The 26,143-nt window shown below is 62.0% G+C and carries 25 protein-coding genes and 1 pseudogene; 18 read left to right on the top strand and 8 right to left on the bottom strand.

Translation table 11 applies throughout. The annotated features are described in order from the left end of the window. The first annotated feature begins 121 nt into the window (after nt 1–121). The 6 genes from ABTV87_RS03505 to ABTV87_RS03480 all read left to right on the top strand — a co-directional run bounded on the left by ABTV87_RS03505 (nt 122) and on the right by ABTV87_RS03480 (nt 6,511). Nucleotides 122–1,042 (top strand): LysR family transcriptional regulator, encoded by a 921-nt coding sequence (locus ABTV87_RS03505; protein WP_007958517.1) that lies wholly within the window; start codon nt 122–124, stop codon nt 1,040–1,042. A gap of 95 nt (nt 1,043–1,137) precedes the next feature. Then, entirely contained in the window at nt 1,138–1,788 is a 651-nt protein-coding gene (locus ABTV87_RS03500; protein WP_221535684.1) for a TetR/AcrR family transcriptional regulator, read from the top strand. A gap of 8 nt (nt 1,789–1,796) precedes the next feature. Then, nucleotides 1,797–2,378: an IMPACT family protein gene (locus ABTV87_RS03495; RefSeq protein ID WP_433899001.1), complete on the top strand. Its 582-nt coding sequence runs from the start codon at nt 1,797–1,799 to the stop codon at nt 2,376–2,378. 537 nt (nt 2,379–2,915) lie between these two features. After that, entirely contained in the window at nt 2,916–4,466 is a 1,551-nt protein-coding gene (locus tag ABTV87_RS03490; RefSeq protein ID WP_433899000.1) for an ABC transporter ATP-binding protein, read from the top strand. Nucleotides 4,467–4,478: 12 nt separating this feature from the next. Further along, nucleotides 4,479–5,585 carry an ABC transporter permease gene (locus ABTV87_RS03485; protein WP_433898999.1) on the top strand — a complete coding sequence of 369 codons (1,107 nt, stop codon included), beginning with the start codon at nt 4,479–4,481 and terminating at the stop codon, nt 5,583–5,585. Further along, the gene (locus tag ABTV87_RS03480; RefSeq protein ID WP_433898998.1) at nt 5,585–6,511 is read left to right on the top strand and encodes an ABC transporter permease; all 927 of its coding nucleotides are present in this window, start codon (nt 5,585–5,587) and stop codon (nt 6,509–6,511) included. Before ABTV87_RS03485 ends, ABTV87_RS03480 begins: the two co-directional genes overlap by 1 nt. Here ABTV87_RS03480 and ABTV87_RS03475 read toward each other — a convergent pair. Next, nucleotides 6,508–6,924: a hypothetical protein gene (locus ABTV87_RS03475; RefSeq protein WP_375745273.1), complete on the bottom strand. Its 417-nt coding sequence runs from the start codon at nt 6,922–6,924 to the stop codon at nt 6,508–6,510. The two genes, ABTV87_RS03480 and ABTV87_RS03475, sit on opposite strands and share 4 nt — an antisense overlap. A gap of 83 nt (nt 6,925–7,007) precedes the next feature. Here ABTV87_RS03475 and ABTV87_RS03470 point away from each other — a divergent pair, with 83 nt between their 5' ends. From ABTV87_RS03470 to ABTV87_RS03460, 3 genes are all read left to right on the top strand, one after another. After that, complete coding sequence (locus ABTV87_RS03470; protein ID WP_064593282.1) at nt 7,008–7,358, top strand: MerR family transcriptional regulator; 351 nt, start codon at nt 7,008–7,010, stop codon at nt 7,356–7,358. Nucleotides 7,359–7,385: 27 nt separating this feature from the next. After that, nucleotides 7,386–8,081 carry an SDR family oxidoreductase gene (locus ABTV87_RS03465; RefSeq protein ID WP_258712833.1) on the top strand — a complete coding sequence of 232 codons (696 nt, stop codon included), beginning with the start codon at nt 7,386–7,388 and terminating at the stop codon, nt 8,079–8,081. Between the two features lie 257 nt (nt 8,082–8,338). Then, complete coding sequence (locus ABTV87_RS03460; RefSeq protein ID WP_433898997.1) at nt 8,339–9,697, top strand: 8-oxoguanine deaminase; 1,359 nt, start codon at nt 8,339–8,341, stop codon at nt 9,695–9,697. Between the two features lie 143 nt (nt 9,698–9,840). On the opposite strand, the gene ABTV87_RS03455 is transcribed toward ABTV87_RS03460, so the two are convergent. Continuing rightward, on the bottom strand, nt 9,841–10,932 hold the full coding sequence (locus ABTV87_RS03455; RefSeq protein WP_085609260.1) for a calcium:proton antiporter: 1,092 nt from the start codon (nt 10,930–10,932) through the stop codon (nt 9,841–9,843). Between the two features lie 287 nt (nt 10,933–11,219). On the opposite strand from ABTV87_RS03455, the gene ABTV87_RS03450 reads away from it, so the two are divergent. The 3 genes from ABTV87_RS03450 (at nt 11,220) to ABTV87_RS03440 (ending at nt 14,436) form a co-directional block, all read left to right on the top strand. Then, complete coding sequence (locus ABTV87_RS03450; RefSeq protein WP_433898996.1) at nt 11,220–12,293, top strand: BMP family ABC transporter substrate-binding protein; 1,074 nt, start codon at nt 11,220–11,222, stop codon at nt 12,291–12,293. Nucleotides 12,294–12,436: 143 nt separating this feature from the next. Beyond that, nucleotides 12,437–13,402: an isopenicillin N synthase family dioxygenase gene (locus tag ABTV87_RS03445; protein ID WP_433898995.1), complete on the top strand. Its 966-nt coding sequence runs from the start codon at nt 12,437–12,439 to the stop codon at nt 13,400–13,402. Nucleotides 13,403–13,482: 80 nt separating this feature from the next. Then, nucleotides 13,483–14,436, top strand: coding sequence for an adenosine deaminase (locus ABTV87_RS03440; RefSeq protein ID WP_007958502.1), 954 nt, complete (start codon nt 13,483–13,485; stop codon nt 14,434–14,436). 121 nt (nt 14,437–14,557) lie between these two features. Here ABTV87_RS03440 and ABTV87_RS03435 read toward each other — a convergent pair. From ABTV87_RS03435 to ABTV87_RS03425, 3 genes and pseudogenes are all read right to left on the bottom strand, one after another. Beyond that, nucleotides 14,558–15,941 (bottom strand): annotated as a pseudogene (locus ABTV87_RS03435) (MFS transporter). Nucleotides 15,942–16,067: 126 nt separating this feature from the next. Further along, the gene (locus ABTV87_RS03430; protein WP_007958496.1) at nt 16,068–16,802 is read right to left on the bottom strand and encodes an ArsR/SmtB family transcription factor; all 735 of its coding nucleotides are present in this window, start codon (nt 16,800–16,802) and stop codon (nt 16,068–16,070) included. A 305-nt stretch (nt 16,803–17,107) separates the two neighbouring features. Then, nucleotides 17,108–18,037, bottom strand: coding sequence for a LysR family transcriptional regulator (locus ABTV87_RS03425; RefSeq protein WP_007958495.1), 930 nt, complete (start codon nt 18,035–18,037; stop codon nt 17,108–17,110). A gap of 116 nt (nt 18,038–18,153) precedes the next feature. Here ABTV87_RS03425 and ABTV87_RS03420 point away from each other — a divergent pair, with 116 nt between their 5' ends. The 3 genes from ABTV87_RS03420 to ABTV87_RS03410 all read left to right on the top strand — a co-directional run bounded on the left by ABTV87_RS03420 (nt 18,154) and on the right by ABTV87_RS03410 (nt 19,832). After that, on the top strand, nt 18,154–18,447 hold the full coding sequence (locus ABTV87_RS03420; protein WP_011332308.1) for a putative quinol monooxygenase: 294 nt from the start codon (nt 18,154–18,156) through the stop codon (nt 18,445–18,447). A gap of 31 nt (nt 18,448–18,478) precedes the next feature. Then, a complete protein-coding gene (locus ABTV87_RS03415) occupies nt 18,479–19,492 on the top strand; it encodes a zinc-binding alcohol dehydrogenase family protein (RefSeq protein ID WP_433898994.1) in 1,014 nt (337 codons plus the stop codon). Nucleotides 19,493–19,658: 166 nt separating this feature from the next. After that, entirely contained in the window at nt 19,659–19,832 is a 174-nt protein-coding gene (locus ABTV87_RS03410) for a hypothetical protein (RefSeq protein ID WP_011332306.1), read from the top strand. Between the two features lie 10 nt (nt 19,833–19,842). Here ABTV87_RS03410 and ABTV87_RS03405 read toward each other — a convergent pair whose 3' ends face one another. Together ABTV87_RS03405 and ABTV87_RS03400 are read right to left on the bottom strand one after the other, a co-directional pair. Beyond that, nucleotides 19,843–21,045, bottom strand: coding sequence for a multidrug effflux MFS transporter (locus tag ABTV87_RS03405; protein ID WP_127800812.1), 1,203 nt, complete (start codon nt 21,043–21,045; stop codon nt 19,843–19,845). Between the two features lie 116 nt (nt 21,046–21,161). Further along, nucleotides 21,162–21,359, bottom strand: coding sequence for a heavy-metal-associated domain-containing protein (locus tag ABTV87_RS03400; RefSeq protein ID WP_007958490.1), 198 nt, complete (start codon nt 21,357–21,359; stop codon nt 21,162–21,164). A 148-nt stretch (nt 21,360–21,507) separates the two neighbouring features. Here ABTV87_RS03400 and ABTV87_RS03395 point away from each other — a divergent pair, with 148 nt between their 5' ends. The 3 genes from ABTV87_RS03395 to cueR all read left to right on the top strand — a co-directional run bounded on the left by ABTV87_RS03395 (nt 21,508) and on the right by cueR (nt 24,923). Then, nucleotides 21,508–21,891 carry a hypothetical protein gene (locus tag ABTV87_RS03395; RefSeq protein WP_085609268.1) on the top strand — a complete coding sequence of 128 codons (384 nt, stop codon included), beginning with the start codon at nt 21,508–21,510 and terminating at the stop codon, nt 21,889–21,891. Between the two features lie 228 nt (nt 21,892–22,119). Beyond that, entirely contained in the window at nt 22,120–24,513 is a 2,394-nt protein-coding gene (locus ABTV87_RS03390) for a heavy metal translocating P-type ATPase (protein ID WP_433898993.1), read from the top strand. Next, on the top strand, nt 24,510–24,923 hold the full coding sequence (gene cueR / locus ABTV87_RS03385; protein ID WP_007958485.1) for a Cu(I)-responsive transcriptional regulator: 414 nt from the start codon (nt 24,510–24,512) through the stop codon (nt 24,921–24,923). Before ABTV87_RS03390 ends, cueR begins: the two co-directional genes overlap by 4 nt. On the opposite strand, the gene ABTV87_RS03380 is transcribed toward cueR, so the two are convergent. Next, entirely contained in the window at nt 24,877–26,094 is a 1,218-nt protein-coding gene (locus ABTV87_RS03380) for an MFS transporter (RefSeq protein ID WP_433898992.1), read from the bottom strand. The genes cueR and ABTV87_RS03380 overlap by 47 nt on opposite strands. Nucleotides 26,095–26,143 lie beyond the last annotated feature (49 nt).

Below are 26,143 nucleotides of genomic sequence, written 5' to 3'. Positions count from 1 at the left end.
GCAATAAGCTTCAGAGAGATAGAAAGCGTTGTTGCAGCTAAATTGCCACGCGGATAAAGTCGGTGAAATTCAACTCTTCTAACCTTCAGTTAGAACTCTGCTAAACAATGAGAACCACAGCATGAGCAGCCGTCGCCCCGATCCACTGGCCCAGGTCAGTGACTTTGATATTCGCCTGCTGCGGATTTTTCGCAGCGTGGTGGAGTGCGGCGGCTTCTCGGCGGCGGAAACCGTGCTCGGCATCGGTCGCTCGGCGATCAGCCAACAGATGAGCGATCTGGAGCAACGCCTGGGCCTGCGTCTGTGCCAGCGCGGGCGCGCCGGTTTCTCCCTGACCGAAGAAGGTCGCGAGGTTTATCAATCGGCGTTGCAGCTACTAAGTGCGCTGGAAAGTTTCCGCACCGAGGTCAACGGCCTGCACCAGCACTTGCGCGGCGAGTTGATCATCGGCCTGACCGACAACCTCGTCACCCTGCCCCATATGCGCATCACCCACGCGCTCGCGCAGTTGAAGGAGCGCGGGCCGGACGTGCAGATCCAGATCCGCATGATCGCCCCCAACGAAGTCGAACAAGGCGTGCTCGACGGCCGCCTGCATGTCGGCGTGGTGCCGCAGGCCAGTGCGTTGTCGGGACTGGAATATCAGCCGCTGTACAGCGAACGTTCGTTGCTTTATTGCGCGGTGGGTCATCCGCTGTTTTACGTCGACGATAAACAGCTGGATGACGAGCGCCTCAACAGTCAGGACGCCATCGCCCCGACCTTCCGTTTGCCGGCGGAGATCCAGGCGCACTATCAAGCCCTCAATTGCACCGCCAGCGCTTCCGACCGTGAAGGCATGGCGTTCCTGATTCTGACCGGACGTTACATCGGCTATTTGCCCGATCACTACGCCAGTCTCTGGGTACAACAAGGTCGCTTGCGCGCACTCAAGGCCAGCACCCGTTTCTATGATTTGAGCCTGGCCTCGGTCACCCGCAAGGGTCGCCGCCCTCATCTGGTACTGGAAAGCTTTCTCGAAAGCCTCGCCGCCACCCGCTGACGACCGGGGTTTTATTCGCCCGGGGCTTGTCCCGCGCCGGTGGTTGCGCTATCAACGCAACTGGTTGCACCCCACAGACAAACCCGGAAGTGCCTATGACCTTTGAAGTCCCCGCTCACGGCGGCAAACCTGCCAGCCGCATTCGTCAGAAGAACGAAGAGACCATCATCAAAGCCGCCGAAGACGAGTTCGCCCGTCACGGGTACAAAGGCACGAGCATGAACACCATCGCCACCAAGGCCGGACTGCCCAAGGCGAATCTGCATTACTACTTCACCAACAAACTGGGACTGTACGTGGCGGTGCTGAGCAACATCCTTCAATTGTGGGACAGCACCTTCAACTCCCTCACGGCCGAGGACGATCCGGCCGAAGCGCTGACCCGCTACATCCGCGCGAAAATGGAATTTTCCCGTCGCCAGCCGCAAGCGTCGCGAATCTTCGCGATGGAAGTGATCAGCGGCGGCGAATGCCTGACCGAATATTTCAACCAGGATTACCGCGCATGGTTCCAGGGCCGCGCCGGAGTGTTCCAGGCCTGGATCGACGCGGGCAAAATGGACCCGGTCGACCCGGTGCACCTGATCTTCCTGTTGTGGGGCAGCACCCAGCATTACGCCGACTTCGCCACCCAGATCTGCCGGGTGACCGGTCGCAGCAAGTTGACCAAACAGGACATGGAAGACGCCGGCAACAATCTGATCCGCATCATCCTCAAAGGCTGCGGCCTCACTTCTTCTATATAAGTCGTTTTATGCCATTCACCCTCAGCGGCTTCTGCGAATTCCGCGAAGAGATTCGCAAAAGCCGTTTCATCACTTTCGCCGCGCCGATCGGCAGCCCCGCTGAGGCGCAAGCCTTCATCGAGCAGCACAGCGACTTGAACGCTTCGCACAATTGCTGGGCGTGGAAGCTCGGCGACCAGTACCGCAGCAACGACGACGGCGAACCCGGTGGCACTGCCGGGCGGCCGATTCTCGCGGCCATCGAAGCGCAGGACTGCGATCAGGTCGCGGTGCTGGTGATCCGCTGGTATGGCGGCATTCAACTGGGCACCGGCGGTCTGGCCCGGGCCTATGGCGGCGGCGCCAACAAATGTCTGCAGGCCGCGCCGAAGGTCGAGTTGATCAGTCGCGTGCCCGTACGTTGCGCCTGCGCTTTCAGTGAACTGGCGCTGGTGAAACTGCGGGTCGCGGATCTGGGCGGATTGGTGGTCGAGGAAAACTTCACCGCCAATGGTGTCGAGCTGCAACTGGCCGTGGGCGAAGCGCACATCGAGCTGTTGCAGAATCAGTTGGCCGACCTGAGCCGTGGGCGAATCCTGCTTCAGCGTTGAACCCTCGCCATGTTTTGGGGCACCAGCCCGTTTGCTTATGCCCGAGACTTGCCCACATCCGCTGTGCACCCGGCTGTGGATAACCTGAGCACAGGATGCTGTAACCCTTCTGTCACGTGGCTTTGCGGGATTTGTTCACTTTTCGTCCAATCGTCCATCACAACAAACAATTTCACGTAAAAACAATCGCTTAGCGTTGTTTATCGCCTTTAGAAGAAAGCCCGGCAGTGCTTATGCCCGGGATTTTGTCTTGCGCACAAATACTGTGGAGCAACCTGTGGATAAGCCGTTCATGGCTGGCGCAGTCGCAGGTTCTGCATGGCTTCGGCGAGGTTGTTCGTTTTTTGATCAGCCAGATGCGGGCAAAACTGGAGCCTGATCAAGGGCTTTGCCCTCAAGTGGTGCCGCGCAAGACGTCGAATTCATTCCACAGGCTCTACGCCACAGGCTGGCAAACAGCGGTCGCACAGGTTCCTGACTCAATGGCCAGGAAATTGCTTTATCCACAGGCACAACTCCAAGCGACCCGAGCCTGTCATGCCAAACCCCACGTCCACACCGCGCCTGCAACTGCGCCACATCAGCAAACGTTATCCCGGTTGCCTCGCCAATGACGCCATCGACCTGAGCATCGCCCCCGGTGAAATCCACGCGCTGCTCGGTGAAAACGGTGCAGGTAAAAGCACCTTGATGAAGATCATCTACGGCGTCACCCAGGCCGATTCGGGCGAGATGCTGTGGCAGGGTCAACCGGTGAGCATGCGCAACCCGGCCCAGGCCCGGCAGTTGGGCATCGGCATGGTGTTCCAGCATTTCTCGCTGTTCGAGACCCTGAGCGTGGCGCAAAACATCGCACTGGCGATGGGCGCAGGAGCCGGTTCGCCGAAACAGCTGGAGGCGAAAATCCGTGAAGTGTCGCGCCGATATGGCATGGCGCTGGAACCCCAGCGACTTGTCCACAGCCTGTCGATCGGCGAGCGGCAACGGGTCGAGATCGTTCGTTGCCTGATGCAGGACATTCGCCTGCTGATTCTCGATGAGCCGACCTCGGTGCTCACGCCGCAGGAAGCCGACGAGTTGTTCATCACCCTGCGCCGGCTCGCGGCCGAGGGCTGCAGCATTCTGTTCATCAGCCACAAACTCGGCGAGGTGCGCGCCTTGTGTCACAGCGCCACAGTTCTGCGCGGCGGCCGGGTGGCCGGGCATTGCGTACCGGCCGATTGCACTGATCGGCAACTGGCGCAATTGATGGTGGGCGACGCCGCGACATTGATCGGCGAGTTCACGAAGGTCACCGGTGGCGCAGCGTTTTTGCAAGTTAGCGGATTGAACTGGCACAACCCGGATCCCTTCGGCTGCTCCCTGAGCGACATCGACCTGCAGGTGCGCAGCGGTGAAATCGTCGGCATCGCCGGCGTGGCGGGCAACGGTCAGGACGAGTTACTGGCCTTGCTCAGCGGCGAGCAGACACTGCCCCGCGATGCAGCGCAAACCATCCGCTTCCGAGAACACGCCATCGCCGATCAGCGCCCGGATGCGCGACGCAGACTCGGCCTGGCGTTCGTCCCCGCCGAACGCCTCGGGCATGGCGCGGTGCCGGACATGAGCCTGGCGGACAACGCCCTGCTCACCGCCTTTCAACAAGGACTGGTCAACCACGGCTTGATCGAGCGCGGCAAAGTCGAAGCCCTCGCCCGAACGATCATCCAGCGCTTCGGCGTGAAAACCCCGGACACCCACACCGCCGCCCGCAGCCTGTCCGGCGGCAACCTGCAGAAATTCATTCTCGGCCGGGAAATCCTCCAGCAACCGAAACTGCTGATCGCCGCGCACCCGACCTGGGGCGTGGATGTCGGCGCGGCGGCCACCATCCACCGGGCGCTGATTGCCCTGCGCGATGCCGGGGCGGCGATTCTGGTGATCTCCGAAGACCTCGACGAACTGTTCCAGATCAGCGACCGCCTCGGCGCGCTGTGCAGCGGGCGCCTGTCGGCGTTGCAGGACACGGCGCAAACCCGCCTCAGCGACGTCGGCGGCTGGATGGCCGGCCAGTTCGACACCCCTCAATCACAACCGGCCACGGTTTAACGGAGTTTTCCCATGTTGCTTTCCCTCGAACCCCGTGGCCGGCAATCGCGCCTGATGCTGTGGTGCTCGCCGGTGCTGGCGGCGACGCTGACGCTGGTCTGCGGATCTTTGCTGTTCGTCGCCCTTGGCCACGATCCGCTGAAGACTTTGCACACCTTGCTGATCGCCCCGGTCAGCGATCTGTATGGAGTCTCCGAACTTCTGGTCAAAACCCTGCCGATCCTGTTGTGTGCGTTGGGCCTTGCAGTGACCTATCAGGCGCGGATCTGGAACATCGGCGCCGAAGGCCAGTTGCTGCTCGGCGCCCTGGCTGGCAGTGCGCTGGCGGTAAATATTATCGATATGCAAAGCCGCTGGGCGCTGGTGCTGATCCTGCTCACAGGCACCCTCGCCGGCGCCGCATGGGCCGGGCTCACCGCCTGGTTACGCACACGCTTCAACGCCAACGAAATCCTCACCAGCATCATGCTCAATTACATCGCGCTGAACCTGTTGCTGTTCTGCGTACACGGGCCGCTGAAGGATCCGGCCGGGTTCAATTTTCCCGAGTCGGCGATGTTCAGCGATGCCAGCCGCCTGCCGCTGTTGATGGAGGACGGTCGGGCGCACATCGGCGTGTATTTCGCCTTGCTCGCGCTGGTCGCGGTGTGGGTGTTGCTGCAGAAAAGCTTCGTCGGTTTCCAGATCAAAGTGTTGGGGCTGGACAAACGTGCGGCAGGATTCGTCGGGTTTCGCGAGAAGCGTCTGATCTGGCTCGCACTGCTGATCAGTGGTGGATTGGCGGGGCTTGCCGGTGTTTGCGAAGTCACCGGGCCGATCGGCCAACTGGTGCCGCAAGTCTCGCCGGGCTACGGCTATGCGGCGATCACCGTGGCATTTCTCGGGCGGCTCAATCCCATCGGCATTCTGTTTTCCAGCCTGTTGATGGCGCTGCTGTACATCGGTGGCGAGAGCGCGCAGATGACGCTGAATCTGCCGCAGGCGATCACCCAGTTGTTCCAGGGAATGATGCTGTTTTTCCTGCTGGCCTGTGACGTGCTGATCCTCTATCGGCCACGCCTGAACCTGCGCTGGGTGCGGCGCACTTCTACCACTGCCGTAACCGCCGGAGCGCTGTGATGGATATCAATCTGCTGAGCAATATTTTCTACGCCATGGTGCGCTGCGGTACGCCATTGCTGTTGGTGGCACTGGGTGAACTGATCTGCGAGAAGAGCGGCGTACTCAACCTCGGCCAGGAAGGGATGATGCTGTTTGGCGCGGTGATCGGTTTCATCGTCGCGTTCAACAGCGGCAACCTGTGGCTCGGCGTGGTGTTGGCGATGCTCGCCGGGATATTGCTGTCGTCGCTGTTTGCTCTGGTGGCGCTGGTGTTCAACGCCAATCAGGTGGCGACCGGGTTGGCGCTGACGATTTTTGGCGTCGGCCTGTCGACCTTTGTCGGCGCAGCGTGGGTCGGCAAACCGCTGGCGGGATTCGAGCCGATGGCTATTCCCTACCTGAGCGAAATCCCGCTGATTGGCCGCATGCTGTTTGCCCAGGATCTGCTGGTGTATCTGTCGTTCGCGCTGTTTGCGCTGGTGGCGTGGGTGATCGTGAAAAGCCGTGTCGGGCTGATCATTCAAGCGGTCGGCGAGAATCCTGATGCGGCCAGTGCCATGGGCTTGCCGGTGCTGACCGTGCGCACACTGGCGGTATTGTTCGGCGGCGCGATGGCCGGGTTGGCCGGAGCTTATCTGTCGCTGGCGTACACGCCGATGTGGGCAGAAAACATGACCGCCGGACGCGGTTGGATTGCCTTGGCGCTGGTGGTGTTCGCCAGTTGGCGGGTGTGGCGGTTGCTGCTCGGTGCGTATCTGTTCGGACTCGCCAGCATCCTGCACCTGGTGGCGCAGGGGTTGGGGCTGGCGATTCCTTCCAGCCTGCTGGCGATGCTGCCGTACGTCGCGACGATTCTGGTGCTGGTGCTGTTATCCCGCGATGCAGTGCGCACGCGGTTGTATGCGCCGGTGTCACTGGGACAACCGTGGCAGGCCGGACACTAAGCCGTGACGGCTCGCGACAGCGGCCGAACCGGCAACACCTGAGCAATGCCCCACGCCAGTTCGAAGACCAGGAAACCCACCAGCAACGAACTGGCGCCGTGGGCCAGGGCATACGTCATCCACGCGGCGAACAGAAACCGCGTCACCGCGTCATAGCGCCCATAAACCGGCTGCGGATCACGAATCCGCAGCACCGCCCACATGCACACCACCGAACCGAACAAATTGGCTATCAGCAGATGCGCAGGTTCGAACGGCGGCAGCTCGCCGGGCAGTTCCAGCGCCTGGCTCAGCGCCGTCAGCAACCCATGCAACACAGCAAAACTCCACGGCGTGACAAACGCCGCCGTCACGATCAAGTCATACCAGGCACTGCCGCGCACCAACTGCCGATACTGCGTTGAAGTCCACATCATCCTTGCTCCAAAATTTCAGGGAGCAACCACGGTAAAGCCTGGAGTATGCTCCAGGGTCAAACACTTTCGAGACCTGCAAGATGCGCATCGGTGAGTTGGCCCAGGCCTGCGATGTCAGCCGTGACACGCTGCGTTTTTACGAGGAGCGCGGATTGATCGCGGCGCAACGCAGCGCCAACGGTTATCGCGACTATCCGCCGGAGATGGTGCAATTGGTGCTCTACATCAAAACGGCGCAGCGTCTGGGCTTTACTCTCGGCGAGATCGGCAGCAGCGTTGGCGCGCTGTGGCAATCGCCAAATCCCGACACCACCGTCACGCAACTGCTGCAAGACAAACTCAAGCTGGTCGAAACCCGCATGGCCGAGCTCGGTGAGTTGCGCCAGGAGTTGCAGCATCGGCTCGGTCAACGCTGTCCATTGAACCCGTGATCTTTCAACTTTCAAGGAAAGCCAATCATGTCCGCACTTAATCCTGCCAAGCACGCACTGATCATCGGCGCCTCCCGGGGCCTGGGCCTGGGCCTGGTGAAAACCCTGCTGGCCGACGGCTGGCGAGTCACCGCCACGGTTCGCAATCCTGCGAACGCCGAGGCGCTGAAAGCACTGGGCAACGTGCAGATCGAAAAACTCGACATGGACGACCAGCAAGCCGTGATCGCCCTGAGTCAGCAGCTCAAGGGCGAGACCTTTGACCTGCTGTTCGTCAACGCCGGAGTCAAAGGCCCTGACGTGCAAACCCCGGGCGGCGCGACGCTGGCGGAAGTCGGCCAACTGTTCTTCACCAACGCCGTGGCGCCGATCAATCTGGCCCAGCGCTTCGTCGGGCAGATCCGCGACGGCAGCGGCGTGCTGGCGTTCATGAGTTCGGTGCTCGGCAGCGTGACCATGCCCGACGCGCCGGAGCTGGCGCTGTACAAGGCCAGCAAGGCGGCGCTGAACTCGATGACCAACAGCTTCGTCACTCAGTTGGGCGATCAGAAACTCACGGTGCTGTCGCTGCATCCGGGCTGGGTGAAAACCGACATGGGCGGCGAAGGCGCCGACATCGACGTGGAGACCAGCACCCGTGGCCTGGTGGATCAGGTGGATGCGTTCGCCGGCAAGGGCGGCCATCACTTCGTGAACTACAAAGGTGAAACCATTCCCTGGTAATCAACAGATTCCCAATGTGGGAGCGAGCCTGCTCGCGATGGCGGTGGATCAGCCAGGAAATATGTCGACTGAAACTCCGTCATCGCGAGCAGGCTCGCTCCTACAAAAGGATTTTGGTGTCTGGTCGGGTTGGACTTGCCCGTCGCAACATTTTGTTCGAAACTCCGCACCTCGTCCTTCGCGGCGACCCTGGATCAGCAGACAGGGCAACACTGAGCTGGCAACCCTGAACCCAACTTTCAGAGGAGCCGGCCACAATGCCTGCGACCCGTATCTGGTTAAAAAATCCCCTCGCCATTTTCACGGCCAACGGTCTCGATGCCCGTGGCGGTCTGGTGCTGCAAGACGGTGTGATCACCGAAGTGCTCGGCGCCGGCCAGCAACCTTCCGCACCATGCAATGAAGTGTTCGACGCTCGTGAGCACGTGATCCTGCCGGGCCTGATCAACACCCATCACCACTTCTATCAGACCCTGACCCGCGCCTGGGCGCCGGTGGTCAACCAGCCGTTGTTCCCGTGGCTGAAAACCCTGTACCCGGTCTGGGCGCGCCTGACGCCTGAAAAGCTCGCCCTCGCCACCAAAGTCGCGCTGGCCGAGTTGCTGCTGTCCGGCTGCACCACCGCTGCCGACCACCATTACCTGTTCCCGGATGGCCTGGAAAACGCCATCGACGTGCAAGTCGAAACCGTGCGCGAACTGGGCATGCGCGCCATGCTCACCCGCGGTTCGATGAGCCTTGGCGAGAAGGACGGCGGCCTGCCTCCGCAACAGACCGTGCAGGAAGGCCAGGTGATTCTCGACGACAGCCAGCGCCTGATTCACGAGTACCACGAACGTGGCGACGGCGCGCAAATCCAGATCGCTCTGGCACCGTGCTCGCCGTTCTCGGTGACCCCGGAAATCATGTCCGCCAGCGCCGAACTGGCGAACAAACTCGATGTGCGTCTGCATACTCACCTTGCCGAAACCCTCGACGAAGAAGACTTCTGCCTGCAACGCTTCGGCCTGCGCACCGTGGATTATCTGGACAGCGTCGGCTGGCTCGGCCCACGCACCTGGCTGGCCCACGGCATCCATTTCAACCCCGACGAAATCGCCCGCCTCGGCGCGGCGGGCACCGGCATCTGCCATTGCCCGAGCTCGAACATGCGCCTGGCGTCCGGCATCTGCCCGAGTATCGATCTGACCGATGCCGGCGCGTTGTTCGGCATCGGTGTGGATGGTTCGGCGTCCAACGATGCGTCGAACATGATCCTCGAAGCACGTCAGGCCCTGTACATCCAGCGCCTGCGTTATGGCGCCGAAAAGATCACCCCGGAACGCGTGCTGGGCTGGGCAACCAAGGGTTCGGCGAGCCTGTTGGGCCGCACCGATATCGGTGAACTGGCAGTCGGCAAGCAGGCGGATCTGGCGTTGTTCAAGCTCGATGAGTTGCGCTTCTCCGGCAGCCATGACCCGATCTCGGCGTTGCTGTTGTGCGGCGCGGACCGTGCGGATCGGGTGATGGTCGGCGGCAAGTGGCGTGTGGTTGACGGGCAGGTTGAAGGCCTGGATCTCAAAGGCCTGATTGCCGATCACAGCCAGGCGGCTCGACAGTTGATCGCCGGTAACTGATCCCTCCTCCTGACCTGATGATCGTTCCCACGCTCTGCGTGGGAATGCAGCCATGGACGCTCTGCGTCCGACGTTGGACGCAGAGCGTCCCGGTATGCATTCCCACGCGGAGCGTGGGAACGATCGGTCAGCGATGGTCGCCTTCAAAGGCCCAGCAGCGACAACATGATGAACGTCGCAAACAGCACAAAGTGGGTCATGCCCTCGATGGCATTGGTCTCCCCGTCATTGAGGTTGATCGCGCTGACGATCAGCGTGATGAAGATCATCACCGTCTGCACCGGCGTCATCGCCATCTGAAACGGTTGCCCCGTATAGAGCGCCATCGCTTCCATCACCGGCACCGTCAAAATCACCGTCGACAACGAAGCGCCCATTGCAATGTTGACCACCGACTGCATACGGTTGGCCAACGCCGCGCGCAACGCGGTCAGAATCTCCGGCGCTGCCGAGATCGCTGCCACCAGAATCGCCGTGATCACCGGCGGTGCGCCCGTCCCTTCCAGGCCCAGATCGAGGGTCTTGGACATCACCTCGGCCAGTGCGCCGATCACCACCACGCCGAACACCAGAATGCCGATCGACAGCGCCAGGCTGACCGGTTTCGGCTCTTCTTCCACAGGCTCTTTCTTGCGGCGTTTGTCCGGGTAGCTGTAGCTGAAAAAGTAGCTGTGCGGGCCGACCTGCATGCGCAGGAACAACGCATAAAGCACCACCATCGCGCCGATGGTGAACGCCGAATAGATTTTCCAGTTGGCCTCGGGAATGAACTCCGGCACCACCATCGACACGCCCATGGCGGTGAGGATCATCACGCTGTAACTGCGGGCCGAGTCGTCGTTGTAGGACTGCTCACCATGCTTGATCCCGCCCATCAATGCGGCGAGGCCGAGGATGCCGTTGATGTCGAGCATCACCGCCGAATAGATCGTGTCGCGCACCAGCGTCGGCGAGGCTTCGTTGCTCATCATGATCGCCAGGATCACCACTTCCACCAGCACGGCGGCGAGGGTCAGGATCATCGTGCCGTACGGGTCGCCGACTTTTTCCGCAAGCAATTCGGCCTGATGGGCGACGCGCATCGAGGCGGCGACGATGAACGCGATCAGCACCAGGCCGGCCGTCAGCGCGACGATCTGGCCGCTGTGCAGCAGCCAGTGCTCCAGCGGATACGCGACAAAAGCCGCGATCAGGGCCAGCAGCAGAAAGCTTTCTTGCTTGAGGATCGTGAGCATGGCGGGCCTTTTGGCGCAGGGGTTCGAATGAGCTACTGACTGCGGGGCGGCGCTAATGGTTCGTTACACCTTAGCGCACCAGTGGATGGCGTCCTTGTACGGGCATGCACTTTTTTCGGCCCGGCCGGCCTTATCGCGAGCAGGCTCGCTCCCACAGGGATCGCGGTGCTTTTGTGGGAGCGAGCTTGCTCGCGAAGGTCTCGCCGCGATTTCGACTCGATTTGTTGTCCGCTTGGTCAGCCTTTTGCATTGCCCTCCCCACACACAACAAAAGGGAGTTCGCGTTCATGCAAAAACGTCCACTGCAAACACTGCTGTGCATCGCCATGGGCCTTGGCCTCAGCCTGAGCGCCAGTGCCGCCGATCCACTGAAAGTCGGTTTCGTCTACATCGGCCCCATCGGCGACCACGGCTGGACGTATCAGCATGAACAGGGGCGCAAGGCGCTGGCGGAGAAACTCGGCACGCAGATCACCACCAACTACGTGGAGAACGTCGCCGAAGGCGCCGATGCCGAGCGGGTGATCCGCAACATGGCCAAGGACAATTACGACCTGATCTTCACCACCTCTTTCGGCTACATGAACCCGACGGTGAAAGTCGCCAAGCAGTTTCCCAAGGTGACCTTCGAACACGCCACCGGCTACAAGCAGGACAAGAACCTCGGCACCTACCTCGCGCGCACCTACGAGGGTCGTTACGTCGGCGGTTTCCTCGCGGCGAAGATGACCAAGACCAAAAAGATCGGTTACGTCGCCTCGTTCCCGATCCCGGAAGTGATCCGCGACATCAACGCGATCCAGCTGGCCCTGAACAAGTACAACCCCGGCACCGAGATCAAAGTGGTGTGGGTCAACTCGTGGTTCGATCCGGGCAAGGAAGCCGACGCTGCCAACGCGCTGATCGATCAGGGCGTGGACGTGGTGTTCCAGCACACCGACAGCCCAGCGCCGATTCAGGCCGCCGAACGACGTGGTGTGTATGCCGTGGGCTACGCTTCGGACATGGCGCACTTCGGGCCGAAAGCGGTGCTGACTTCAATCGTCAACGACTGGGCGCCGCACTACATTCAGGCGACCCAGAGCGTGATCGACCACACCTGGAAAGCCCAGGACTACTGGGGCGGGTTGAAGGAAGGCACGGTCGAACTGCCGATCAGCGATCTGGTGCCGGCACCGGTGAAGGCCGAAGCCGAGCAGATCATCGCCGACATCAAGAGCGGCACCTTGCAACCGTTCACCGGGCCGATCAAGGATCAGGCCGGCGTCGAGAAAATCCCGGCGGGGGTCAGCGCGACCAATGCGGAACTGGCGTCGATGAATTACTACGTCGAAGGCATGAAGGCCGAGATGCCGAAGTAATCCCGGCCCCACCACCATTCCCTTGTGGGAGCGGGCTTGCTCGCGAAAGCGTTTTATCAGGCAACTCATGTATCAACTGATACGACGCCTTCGCGAGCAAGCCCGCTCCCACAGTTGGATCTCTGCGTATTCAAGGATTGTGCATGAACAGCCTTCCGATCATCGACATCTCGCCGCTCTACTCCGACGACCAGAACGCCTGGCCCGCCGTCGCCGAACAGATCGACCACGCCTGCCGCGAATGGGGCTTTTTCTACATCAAGGGCCACCCGATTTCTGCGCAGCGTATCGAATCCCTGCTCGATCACGCACAGCGCTTCTTTGCGCAACCGGCAGAAGAAAAACTCAAGATCGACATCACCCAGACTGTCCATCACCGCGGCTACGGCGCCATCGCCACCGAACAGCTCGACCCGGACAAACCCAGCGACCTCAAGGAAACCTTCGACATGGGCCTGAACCTGCCGGCCGATCATCCCGAGGTGCTGGCGGAAAAACCCTTGCGTGGCCCCAACCGTCATCCGGCCATTCCCGGCTGGGAAGCGCTGATGGAGCAGCATTACCTCGACATGCAGGCACTCGCGCAAACCCTGTTGCGGGCCATGACGTTAGCGCTGGGCATCGAGCGCGACTTCTTCGACACGCGCTTCAACGAGCCGGTCAGCGTGCTGCGAATGATCCATTACCCGCCGCGCCACACCGCCAGTTCCGCCGAGCAGCAAGGTGCCGGCGCGCACACCGATTACGGCTGCATCACTTTGTTGTATCAGGACACCGCCGGCGGCTTGCAGGTGAAAAACGTCAAAGGCCAGTGGATCGACGCACCGCCCATCGACGGCACCTTCGTGGTCAACCTCGGCGACATGATGGCGCGCTGGAGCAATGACCGATATCGCTCGACCCCACATCGGGTCATCAGCCCGCTCGGCGTGGATCGCTACTCGATGCCGTTCTTCGCCGAGCCGCACCCGGACACCCGTATCGAGTGCCTGCCCGGTTGCCAGGACGCACACCATCCGGCGAAATATCCGACCACCACCTGCGCCGAATTCCTGCTGTCGCGCTTCGCCGATACCTACGCCTATCGACGGGAGCAAGAAGCGGTGTGATGGATCGGTTGGTCAGGTTTTGCCAATTGTTTCGGCGGGCATCTGTAGAATGCCGTCATTGCACCTGATGAGAAAAGAATATGTACGACTGGCTCAACGCCCTGCCCAAGGCCGAACTGCACCTGCACCTCGAAGGCTCGCTGGAGCCCGAGCTGCTGTTCGCCCTGGCCGAACGCAACAAGATCGCCCTGCCGTGGAGCGACGTCGAAACCCTGCGCAAGGCCTACGCCTTCAACAATCTGCAGGAGTTCCTCGACCTGTATTACCAGGGCGCCGACGTGCTGCGCACCTCCCAGGATTTCTACGACCTGACCTGGGCCTACCTGCTGCGCTGCAAAGAACAGAACGTGATTCACACCGAACCGTTCTTCGATCCGCAGACCCATACCGACCGTGGCATCCCGTTCGAAGTGGTGCTCAACGGCATCGCCGCCGCGCTGAAAGATGGCGAGCAGCAACTGGGCATCACCAGCGGTTTGATCCTGAGCTTCCTGCGCCACCTGAGCGAAGACGAAGCGCAGAAAACCCTCGACCAGGCGCTGCCGTTCCGTGATGCATTCGTCGCGGTAGGTCTGGACAGTTCCGAAATGGGTCACCCGCCGAGCAAGTTCCAGCGCGTGTTTGATCGTGCCCGTCACGAAGGTTTCCTGACCGTCGCCCATGCAGGCGAAGAAGGCCCGCCGGAGTACATCTGGGAAGCCATCGACCTGCTGAAAATCCAGCGTATCGACCATGGCGTACGCGCCATCGAAGACGAGCGCCTGATGCAGCGGATCATCGACGAGCAGATCCCGCTGACCGTGTGCCCGCTGTCGAACACCAAGCTCTGCGTGTTCGATCACATGTCGCAGCACAACATCCTCGACATGCTCGAGCGCGGCGTGAAGGTCACGGTGAACTCCGATGACCCGGCGTACTTCGGTGGTTACGTGACCGAGAACTTCCATGCGCTGCACACCCACCTGGGCATGACCCAGGATCAGGCCAAACGCCTGGCGCAGAACAGCCTGGATGCGCGGTTGGTAAAACCATAAGCAACAGCACGTAACCAATGTGGGAGCGAGCTTGCTCGCGAATAGGGTCTGTCATTCAACGAAGATGTTGTTTGATACACCACTTTCGCGAGCAAGCTCGCTCCCACAGTTGGTTCAGGGTTCAGCCAATAACTTCTGCTTCGGTCAATTCCTCCAAGGTTTTACCCCGCGTCTCCATCCCGAACAGCCACACCCCCCCCCGCCGCAATCGCAAAACACAACGCCCCCAGCGCAAACACCCCGCCCTGCCCGGTAATCGGGAACACCAGTCCGGTGACCAACGGCCCGAGCAGCGAACCTACGCGTCCAATGGCCGAGGCGAATCCCGAGCCCGTCGCCCGCGCCGAGGTCGGATACAGTTCTGGCGTGTAGGTGTAGAGCACCGCCCACATGCCGAACAGGAAAAACTGCATCAACAGCCCCGTGCCGATCAGCAGCGCCACGTTGCCGCCAAACACCGCGCTTTGTCCGTACAGAAACGCCATCACCCCGCCGCCGAGCAACGTGACGATGCACACCGGCTTGCGTCCCCAACGCTCCACCAGCCAGGCCGCCATCAGGAAGCCGGGAATCCCGCCGAGGGAAATCAGCACCGTGTAATACACCGACTGAGTTACGGCGAAACCCGATTGTTGCAATAACGCACTGAGCCACGAGGTCAGGCCGTAAAAACCGAGCAACGCGAAGAACCACAGGCTCCAGATCATCGTCGTGCGCTGGCGATACAGCGGCGACCAGATCTGTTTGAGTGCCGAAAGGAAATGGCCCGGTGGGGTCACGCTGCGTGGCAAACGAACCGGCTCCGGCAATGCAGCACCACCGAGTGAGGCTTGTACCCGCGCCTCGATCCCGCGTAAAACCTTGTCCGCCTCGTCATGCTTGCCCGCCTGTTCCAGCCAGCGCGGCGACTCAGGAATGAAAAAGCGGATCGCCAGTACGAACACCGCCGGCACCGCCAGCACCAGAAAGATGTCGCGCCAGCCGATCAATGGCAGCAGGAAATACGACAATACCCCGGCAGCCACGAAACCCAGCGGCCAGAAACCGTCCATCAAGGCGATGTAACGACCCCGACGCTGTGCAGGAATCAACTCCGACAACATCGACTGGGCAATCGGAAACTCCATGCCCATGCCGATTCCCAGCAGAATGCGAAACAGCGTCAGGCTCTCGACCGTCTGCGCCGTGGAGCACAGGTAACTGGCCAGCCCCCACAGGACGATGCTCCACTGGAACACCGGTTTGCGACCGAACCGATCCGCCAGCAATCCGGACAGCGACGCCCCCAGCACCATGCCGAAAAAACTCGAACTGGCCAGCAGGCCGGCCTGCGCACTGCTCAGGCCGAACTCGGCTTTGATCGAGCCGAGCAGGAAGGTCATCATCGCCAGATCCATGGAGTCGAAGAAAAACGCCAGGGCGATGATGATGAAGATGATCCGGTGATAACCGCTGACTGGCAGGCGCTCCAGTCGATCTGCCGCGCTGAAATTTCCCGTGTCCATGCCACCTCCTCAATCCGAAAAGTCCCCGGATCGAGTGTGCGCGATAGCGGTTGCGCGCCTGTGCCAGATGCGACGTGTTCGCAGCCGTTGGCGACGTTCAGTTGCTGTTCCGTGGAAGAAAGCGCTCTACAACGCCATTTCCAGCTCGGTTTCACAGGCAAATCGATGAATTTCCCGCTGGCCCGCCGCCGTCAGTTGCAGGGCGCGGGAATCGTTGGGCAGTACCAGCCAGCCCGACTGCATGAACAGCTGCAGCAACGCCGCGCCCAGCGAGCCCCCCATGTGCGGGCGACGCTCGCTCCAGTCCGGACAGGCGCATGCCACCTGGGCGTTGCGGTGGGCCAGCGCCTGGATGTAAACCCCGCGCCCGGCCAGTTGTGTCGAGCCTTTGTGCGTGACCACCACTCTATGCTCAAGCTGCTCGATCCAGCCGGCGTCGAGCAGGCGCTGGTACAGGTCGGCGGCCAGCGTTCCACCCAGATGGTCGTCGCAAAAACGCGCGCGCAGCAGTGACGAAGGCGCGGCCTGGGGTCTGACGACCGGCGAGGCACGCTTGAACACGTCGGGGATTTCTCGCGGAGCGCTGGCCAACGTGGCGCTGGCCAGCGCTTCGATGGCCGCGCCGATTTCGGGAGCCGCCAGGCGGAAGAAGCGTTTGCGACCGCGCGCCTCGACCTTCAACAGACCGCCAGCGGACAAGCGCCCCAGATGCGCACTGGCCGATGACGGCGAAAGCCCCGCCAGCAACGCCAGCTCCTCGGTCTGCCGCGCCGAGCCATCCATGAGCGCCCACATCATTGCGCTGCGTTTGGGATCGGCCAGCAACGTGGCGATCTGGCTGATGCAAGGTGCATGTTCCATCTATTCACTCCCTGTTGAATCGTATCGTCTACAGCTCATAGACATCTTGACCAGTAATCAGTCGTCGGCCAAGGCGCGCAAAATACCTTGAGCCCAAGCGAGGCAGCGCGCCGCAGCAAGGAAACCGCAGCACTGTCGCGACCCTCGTCCCTACCCGGCCGGTTGCGGTCTGATCGTTCTCGCATCGGCCTTTTGGTGCGGGCATCAGGCGGCCGCTAGTATAAGCGGGTTGCTCGCGGCGTCCTGCGCCGGAGCGGCCGTGGTTGGTGATTGTTCCTGAGAGAAATTTCGCTATTTACCTGCGACTAATGGTCAGACTTCTGGAAAACGGGAAAACGGCTACTCAATTCGGCGCAACGGCTGGCGAGCATCTCCCTCAGAAGGTTCACCGGCTTACTCAATTGTGCGCGATGGGCGCACAGCAGATTCAGCGGAGCGCGTTCGCAGAGCAGCTCCGGCAACAGCACTTTCAGCCGCCCCGCCAGCACATCACCGGCCACATCGAGCCACGACTTGTAGGCGATGCCGGCTCCCGCCACCGCCCATAGGCGCACCACATCGGCGTCGTCACTGAAGCGGTCGCCACTGACGGTCAGGCCGACCTCGCGTTTGCCGTCGTGGAAACTCCAATGGTCGTGCACCCGGCCGCCGAGCATGTACAGCAGGCAGTTGTGCTGAGCGAGCTGTTCCAGATGCAGCGGCTCGCCGTGCCGGGCCAGGTAGGCCGGTGATGCGCACAGCACCCGTCGGTTGTGCGGGGCAATCGGCAGCGCCACCAGACTCGAATCCTCCGGCTCGCCATAGCGCAAGGCGATGTCCACCGGCTGGCGAAACAGGTCGGCGATGCGGTCACCCAGTAGCAGGCGCACCGTCAGTTTCGGGTGTTCACGTTGAAAGTCATCGAGCCACGGCAACAGCAGATTGCGCCCGAAGTCCGAAGGCGCCGACAGCTGCAAAATCCCGCTGACCTGATCCTGCCCGCTGGCCAGCAGACGCCGACCCTCATCAAGGTTGCTCAGCGCCGCCCGGGCGTACTCGAGAAACCCTTCACCTTCGGCCGTCAGCCGCAAACTACGAGTGGAGCGTGCCAACAACCGCGCGCCCAGTTGCTGTTCGATACGTTTGAGCGCGGCGCTGGCCACGGCGGCAGACATATCCATCACCCGCGCCGCCGCCGACAGGCTGCCCAGATCCGCCGCCCGGACAAACAACTGCAAGTCATCGAAACGCAGCATCTCAGCCCCGATTATCAAAAAGATATTGAAAGAGACTGCTCTTTTAGCCGGTTTTATCTCCGGCAGAAATAGCCAATCATGCCATCCATCGAATTCATCCCGTCCCGGAGTCGAACATGTCCCAGCCTTTCACCGCCATCGCCACCCTGATTGCCCGACCTGGCCAGCAGGACGCCCTCGAACAGCACCTGCGCGCCCTGATCGAACCGACCCGCGCCGAAGCCGGTTGCGGCCAGTACGAACTGCATCAGGACCTGGCCAATCCGCTGGCCTTCTACATGATCGAGCAGTGGGCCAGCGACGAAGCCCTGCAAGCCCACGATGCCAGCGCTCATATCCAGCATTTCCGCAGCCAGGCCGAGGCGTTCCTCGAACACTTCGAACTCAAGCGCCTGCGCGTCATCGCCTGAAGCCTTCCTTTATTCACTTTCGGAGTTCTCCATGAAAGCCATCGCCTATTACGCCTCGCTCCCGATCAGCGACGAGAAATCCCTGCAAGACATCGAACTGCCGGAGCCGGTAGCCGGCCCCCGCGACCTGCTGGTGGAAGTCAAAGCGATTTCGGTCAACCCGGTCGACACCAAGGTTCGCCAGAACGTCGCGCCGGACGGCGGCGCCGCCAAGGTGCTGGGCTGGGACGTGGCCGGTGTGGTCAAGTCGGTCGGCAGTGAAGTGACATTGTTCAAGGCCGGCGACAAGGTGTTCTACGCCGGCTCCATCGCCCGGGCCGGTGGCAACAGTGAATTGCACGTAGTCGATGAGCGAATCGTCGGCCATATGCCGAAAACCCTCGGCTTCGCCGAAGCCGCCGCCCTGCCGCTGACCGCGATTACCGCTTGGGAGCTGTTGTTCGAACGCCTGCAGATTCGCGAAGGCAATACCGATGAAGGCCAGAGCCTGCTGATCGTCGGCGCGGCGGGCGGCGTCGGTTCGATCCTCACCCAACTCGCCAGCCAGTTGACCGGACTCAAGGTGATCGGCACCGCCTCCCGCCCTGAGACCCGCGACTGGGTGACCGAGCTGGGCGCTGACCTGGTGATCGATCACAGCCAGCCGTTGAGCGAAGAACTGAAGCGCGCCGGTGTCACCCAGGTGACCCACGTTGCCAGTCTGACCCAGACCGACCAGCACCTGGACCAACTGGTCGAGGCCCTGGCGCCGCAAGGCAAACTGGCGCTGATCGATGATCCGAAGGCGCTGGACGTGACCAAACTCAAGCGCAAGAGCCTGTCGCTGCATTGGGAGTTCATGTACACCCGCTCGCTGTTCGAAACGCCGGACATGATCGAGCAGCACAAACTGCTCAACCGGGTGGCCGGGCTGATCGACAGCGGGACGTTGAAAACCACGGTCGGCGAGCACTTCGGCACGATCAACGCGAGCAACCTGCGCCGCGCCCATGAATTGCTGGAAAGCGGCAAGGCCAAGGGGAAAATTGTTTTAGAAGGTTTCTAAAATCCGCAAGACCGCAGCCTTCTCCAGCCTCCGATGTGGCTGGCTCGGGGGCTGCGGTGTTTTTTTGCCGTCAGTCAGATGCTTGACCCTTGTCACAATTGCGATCGTATTCAGGACTACAATCGAGTCCTCTGCGATGCAATCTTTTACGTACGGGAGGTCAGCAATGAAGATCCTGATAAAAGAAGTGGCAAAGTCCCAGTGGCAAGTTCGTCTCGACCAGCACGCCGTGACCTTCCGCAGTGAGGCCGAAGCTCGCGCCTTCACTCGCACCCTCGAAGCGCGTATCTGCGCGCCCCACCAGATTCCCGACCTCGGCCAGCAACGCGCTGTCGGCTGAGTTCTTCCGTTCAGACTTCGGTCTGTGCCTTTGCCAGCGCCCGGGCATTCTGCATGCGCCGGGTGAGCGTCGCTGCGCACACCACCAGCAAACCACACAAGCTGATGACGATGGCCATCGGCACGGCGGTGCCATCGTGCAGGATCCCCACCAACGCCGAAGCCCCGGCGGCAACACTGAACTGCATACTGCCGAGCAACGCTGAAGCACTGCCGGCGCGACCGCCCTGCCCGTTCATCGCACACGCCGCCGCATTGGGGCTGATGCAGCCAAGGCTGGCCACGCAGATGAACAACGGAATCAACAGTGGCCACAGCGCCTCGGTGTGCAACGCGCTGACCGCGAGCAGCGTCAGCCCGGCGCCCAGGTAAACCCAGACCGCCCGCGACAGCAGGAACGCCGGACCACGTTTGGCCAACAGTCGCGCATTGACCTGCGCCACCAGAATGAACCCGGCCGCGTTGGTGCCGAACAGCCAGCCGAAGTGCTCGGCCGGTACGCCATACAACTTGATGAAGATGAACGGGGAGCCGGCAATGTAGGCAAACATCCCGGCGATGGCGATGCCGCCGGTCAGGGCATGGCCCATGTAGACCGGGTCCGCCAGGAGCCGACCGTACTGGCGCAAAGCGCCGGACAACGGCTGACGCGGAACATGCGCCGGCAGACTTTCCGGCAGGCCGAGGGCCACCGCCAGTCCGGCAAGGGCACTGAAACCGGTCAGCACCAGGAAGATCGACTGCCACCCCGTCGTGTTGACCAGCAGACCGCCGAGCATCGGCGCCAGAATCGGGGCCAGCCCCATCACCAGCATCAGTTGCGAGAAGACTTTCGCCGAACCCACTGCGTCGCATTTGTCGCTGACCACCGCCCGGGCAATCACCATCCCCGCACAACCGCCCAGCGCCTGCACGAGCCGCGCGCCGATCAGCCATTCCAGATTCGGCGCATAGGCGCAGGCCACTGACGCCAGCGTGAACAGCGTCAAACCAATGAGCAGCGGAATCCGCCGACCGAAGCGATCCGCCACCGGCCCGTAAGCCAGTTGGCCGATGGACAGGCCGAAGAAATAGGCCGACAGCGTCAGCTGGACGTGTTTCTCGTCGGTGCCGAACGCCAGCGCCATGGTGGGAAACGCGGGGAGATAGAAGTCGATCGCCAACGGACCGAAAGCGGTCAGGGCACCGAGAATCAGAAGGGTACGGAAGTTCATCAGGCGTCCACGTTCGGCAGGCATTGGGAGGGCACTTTAGTAGAGAGTGCAGCCCGACAGTCTAGCCGCGCGAAGACGCCTTGAACATTCCGGTAGCTCGCTAACTATTAAAAAGATCAGGCGAGCTTGATCGCATAACCTTCTTCGCTGATCGCCTCGATGACCTGCTCGGCACTCAACGCACTTTCGACGCCGACTTCCTTCGCCGCCAGATCGACCCGCACGCTGGCGGCCGGATCCTTGCTCTGCACCGCCTGAGTGACGGCTTTGACACAGTGACCGCAGGACATGCCTTCAACAGTGAACACTTGCATGGAAAGACTCCTTTGAGTGAGGTTGCCGGCAGTTTCGGGCTTGCCACGATGGCAAGGTCAAGTTCTGCAAAAAACTGCCGGGCTGGCAATCGTCGCCGCGCTCGGCCAAGCTGCATGCATCAATGACATGAATTCAGGAGATTCAGCCATGCGCTGGTCAGCTTTCAGCCTGTTTGGCTTTCTCAGCCTCTTTGCCGCGATCCCTTCGGTGCATGCCGCCGGGGAAGATTACGGGGTGCTGATCATTTCCCGCGAGCGCCTGGAAGTGGCGACCTCGTGCGAAATCGGCGTGTACATCCAGGATCAACTGTCGGCGCGCCTGTTCCAGGAGCAAAGCACGTCGTTCAACCTGCCGCCGGGCAATGTCTCGCTGCGCCTGAAACTGCTGCCGGGACAAATGCCGGGCTGCAACCCGGGCATGCTCGCGCCGGGCTCGCAGGAGATCAGACTGCATGCCGGCGACATCCTGAAATTCCGCATCGCGATGAACCAGGAAGGCATGTACCTCAAGCCGACCGGCCTCGGTTACTGATTCCCTCTGATCGCGCTGATCGTTCCCACGCTCTGCGTGGGAATGCCTCTTGTGACGCTCTGCGTCACGCTTTGGGACGCAGAGCGTCCCGGGCTGCATTCCCACGCGGAGCGTGGGAACGATCAGGCGGGCGAGCGGTAGCGGGTAGCCGGAAGGGGAAACTGGCGCTTGACCTTGCCAGCATGGCAAGGTTGATCCTGTAGGCATCCACTACAGGGAGTACGACCGATGTCCGATTCCATCACGTTCGATCTGCCCATCAGCGGCATGACCTGCGCCAGTTGCGCCGGTCGTGTCGAGCGGGCGTTGAGCAAAGTCAGCGGCGCCAGTGCCGTCAGCGTCAACCTCGCCACCGAACAGGCCCGGGTGCAGGCCCCCGGCAACAGCCTGCCGGCGCTGATGGAAGCGGTCGAACGCGCCGGTTACAGCGTGCCGCAGCACACCGTGGAATTGAACATCGACGGCATGACCTGCGCTTCCTGCGTCGGTCGCGTCGAGCGCGCCCTGAACAAGGTTGCCGGGGTGAAAAGCGTCAGCGTCAATCTCGCCAACGAACGCGCTCATCTTGAGTTGCTCGGCGCGGTCGACCCGCAAACCCTGATCGCCGCCGTGAGCAAGGCCGGTTATTCGGCCAGTCTCTTCGAACTCGAACACCCGCAAACAGACAATCGCCAGCGACGCCTGAACCATGAACGCTGGGCGTTGATCTGCGCCATCGCCCTCGCCTTGCCGCTGGTGCTGCCGATGTTACTGCAACCGTTCGGCATTCACTGGATGCTCCCGGCCTGGGCGCAGTTCGCCCTCGCGACCCCGGTGCAATTCATCTTCGGTGCACGTTTCTACGTCGCCGCTTGGAAAGCCGTGCGCGCCGGGGCCGGCAACATGGATTTGCTGGTAGCGCTGGGCACCAGCGCCGGTTATGGCCTGAGTCTCTACGAATGGGCCACCGCCGACGGGCGCATGCCGCATCTGTACTTCGAAGCCTCGGCAGTGGTCATCGCTTTGGTACTGCTCGGCAAATACCTGGAAAGCCGCGCCAAGCGCCAGACCGCCAGCGCCATTCGCGCACTGGAAGCGCTGCGGCCGGAGCGGGCGATTCAAGTCATCGATGGCCGCGAACAGGACGTTGCCATCAGCGCCCTGCGCCTCGGCGATCGGGTACTGGTCAAACCCGGTGAACGTTTCCCGGTGGACGGCGAAGTGCTGGAAGGTCAGAGCCACGCCGATGAAGCGCTGATCAGCGGCGAAAGCCTGCCGGTGCCCAAACAACCGGGCGACAAGGTCACGGGCGGGGCAATCAACGGCGAAGGCCGCTTGCTGGTGAGTACCACGGCGCTCGGCGCGGAAAGCGTGCTGGCGCGGATCATCCGTCTGGTGGAGGACGCTCAGGCGGCGAAAGCACCGATCCAGAAACTGGTGGATAAAGTCAGTCAGGTGTTTGTGCCGACCGTGTTACTACTGGCCCTGGCCACGCTGATCGGCTGGTGGTTGTACGGCGCGCCGCTGGAAACCGCGTTGATCAACGCCGTCGCGGTGCTGGTAATCGCCTGCCCGTGTGCCCTTGGTCTGGCGACACCGACCGCGATTATGGCCGGCACCGGCGTGGCCGCTCGGCACGGGATTCTGATCAAGGACGCCGAAGCCCTGGAACGTGCCCATGAAGTCAGCGCCGTGGTGTTCGACAAGACCGGCACCCTGACCTCCGGCACGCCGCGCATCGCGCATTTCAGTGCGATCGACGGTGACGAAAACGCCCTGCTGACAGCGGCCGGCGCACTGCAACGCGGCAGCGAACACCCATTGGCCAAAGCCGTGCTGGATGCCTGTGCCGAACGCAGTCTGAACGTACCGGATGTCAGCGACAGCCAGTCCCTGACCGGGCGCGGCATCGCCGGCAGCCTCGACGGTCGGCGCCTGGCGCTGGGCAACCGGCGCTTGCTGGAAGAAAGCGGTCTGAACGCCGCAAACCTGAGCGAATCCGCCAAGGCCTGGGAAACCGAAGGCCGCACGCTGTCGTGGCTGATCGAGCAAAGTCCGCAGCCCCGCGTACTCGGTCTGTTCGCCTTCGGCGACACCCTCAAGCCCGGCGCGCTGCACGCGGTGCAACAACTGGCGGCCCAGCATATCCACAGCCACCTGCTGACCGGCGACAACCGCGGCAGCGCCCGGGTGGTCGCCGAAGCGCTGGGCATCGAAAACGTCCATGCCGAAGTGCTGCCGGCGGAGAAAGCCGCCACTGTCGCCGAGCTGAAGAAAACCGGGGTCGTGGCCATGGTCGGCGACGGCATCAACGACGCACCGGCGCTGGCGGCCGCCGACATCGGTATCGCCATGGGCGGCGGCACCGACGTGGCCATGCACGCCGCCGGCATCACCCTGATGCGCGGCGACCCTCGGCTGGTGCCCGCAGCGCTGGAGATCAGCCGCAAGACCTATGCGAAGATCCGGCAGAACCTGTTCTGGGCCTTCGTCTACAACCTGATCGGCATTCCGCTGGCGGCGTTCGGTTTCCTCAATCCGGTGCTGGCCGGCGCGGCGATGGCCCTGTCGAGCGTCAGCGTGGTGAGCAATGCGCTACTGTTGAAAACCTGGAAACCCGAGGATCTGGAGGACAACCGATGAACATCGGCCAAGCGGCCCGCCACAGTGGCCTGAGCGCGAAGATGATCCGTTATTACGAGTCGATCGGTCTGCTTAAAGCCGCCCATCGCACCGACAGCGGCTATCGCGTCTACGGCGACGATGACCTGCACACGCTGGCGTTCATCAAGCGCTCGCGGGACCTGGGTTTCTCGCTGGAGGAAGTCGGCAAGCTGCTGACACTCTGGCAGGATCGCCAGCGCGCCAGCGCCGATGTGAAGGCCCTGGCCCGCCAGCACATCGACGAGCTGAATCAGAAGATCCGCGAACTCGGCGAACTGCGCGACACCCTGCAGGATCTGGTCGAGCACTGCCACGGCGACCATCGCCCGGACTGCCCGATCCTCAAGGAACTGGCGTCGGGCTGCTGCGCGCAACCCGCTCGCGCCTGAGCAGCAGGATTTTCATCGACAACACTGTGGCGAGAGGAATGCCGTGGAACAGCAGCACCACGGCACCCGGCGCCCACCACGAATAGAACGGTGCGGCGATCAGCATGCCGACGCCAAACCCGGTCATCTGCAACAGCGTCAGGAAACTGAAGATCGGCAGGCGCAGGGGTTCTGGTTCCCGTTGCAGCCGTGACATCAGGCCGACTTCCGAGAATCCGTCACCCAATCCGGCCGGCAGCGAAAACAGCAACAGGCCGACGACGCTGTGCTGCTGGAACATCAGGATGAAGCCGCAGGACATCAGCAGCACACCGCCGAAATAGCGGCGCTCCAGATGGATGTTTTCCGAGCCGTTGAGGCGACTGGCGATCCGCGCGCCGAGCAGCTTGCCGGCGGCCCACACCGCGAGCATCAGGCCCAGCGTGGTGCTCGCCGAGTCCGGTGTCAGCAGGTTGGAGATGATCGGAAAACCGACGTTGTGAGCAGCGCTCCCCAAGGTGTCGGCCATCGTGACAGCGAGCATCGCCGCCACCACGGGAGCGCCGCGCAGGCCTTGCAGCAATGCCGACCATTCACCCTGTTTAGCGCTGGATTCGGCCACTGGGTCCGGTGCGCTGAACCGCAGTGGCGCAATCAATACCGCCGCCAACAGATAGGTCACCGCGTTCAGCGCGAACACCGTTTCAAAACCAAACCCGGCGACCAGCAACCCGGACACCAGACTGCCGCCGACCATCGCCATGGACGAGGCGGACGTGATCCAGGCATTGGTTTTGAGCAACTGCGCCGGCTCGATCAAGCGCGGCAACTGGCTGTTGAGGCCGATGGCGAACATCGAATTGCCTAAGCCCAGGCCGAACGCGATCAGCGGCAGCAACAACGCCTGCTGACTGACCGGCACGATCAGCAACAATCCGAGCACAGCGGCGCGCAGCAGATCGAAGGCAATCAACGGCAGACGGCCACTGCATCGACGATAAAACGCGGTGCCGATCAGGCTGGCGAAAATCCCGCCGCCCACGCGACTGGCGAGAAAAATCCCCACGCTCATCGCGCTGTTGCTCAGCAGGTAAACATAAGTGGCCAGCGCCACCATGTTCAGGAACGCGCCGAAATCGGAAATCAGCCGCGCCGTAATGATCAGCCGGGCATTGCGGGAAGTGGTGGTCACAATCAATCCTTGAATGTGTAAAACCCGGCCGAAGCCGGGTTTTCTTTTT

This window comes from Pseudomonas sp. PSE1(2024) (assembly GCF_050990555.1).
GTDB lineage: Bacteria > Pseudomonadota > Gammaproteobacteria > Pseudomonadales > Pseudomonadaceae > Aquipseudomonas > Aquipseudomonas aphyarum.
The sequence above is the reverse complement of the archived record's forward strand: the minus strand, read 5'-3'. Positions and strand labels throughout refer to the sequence as shown.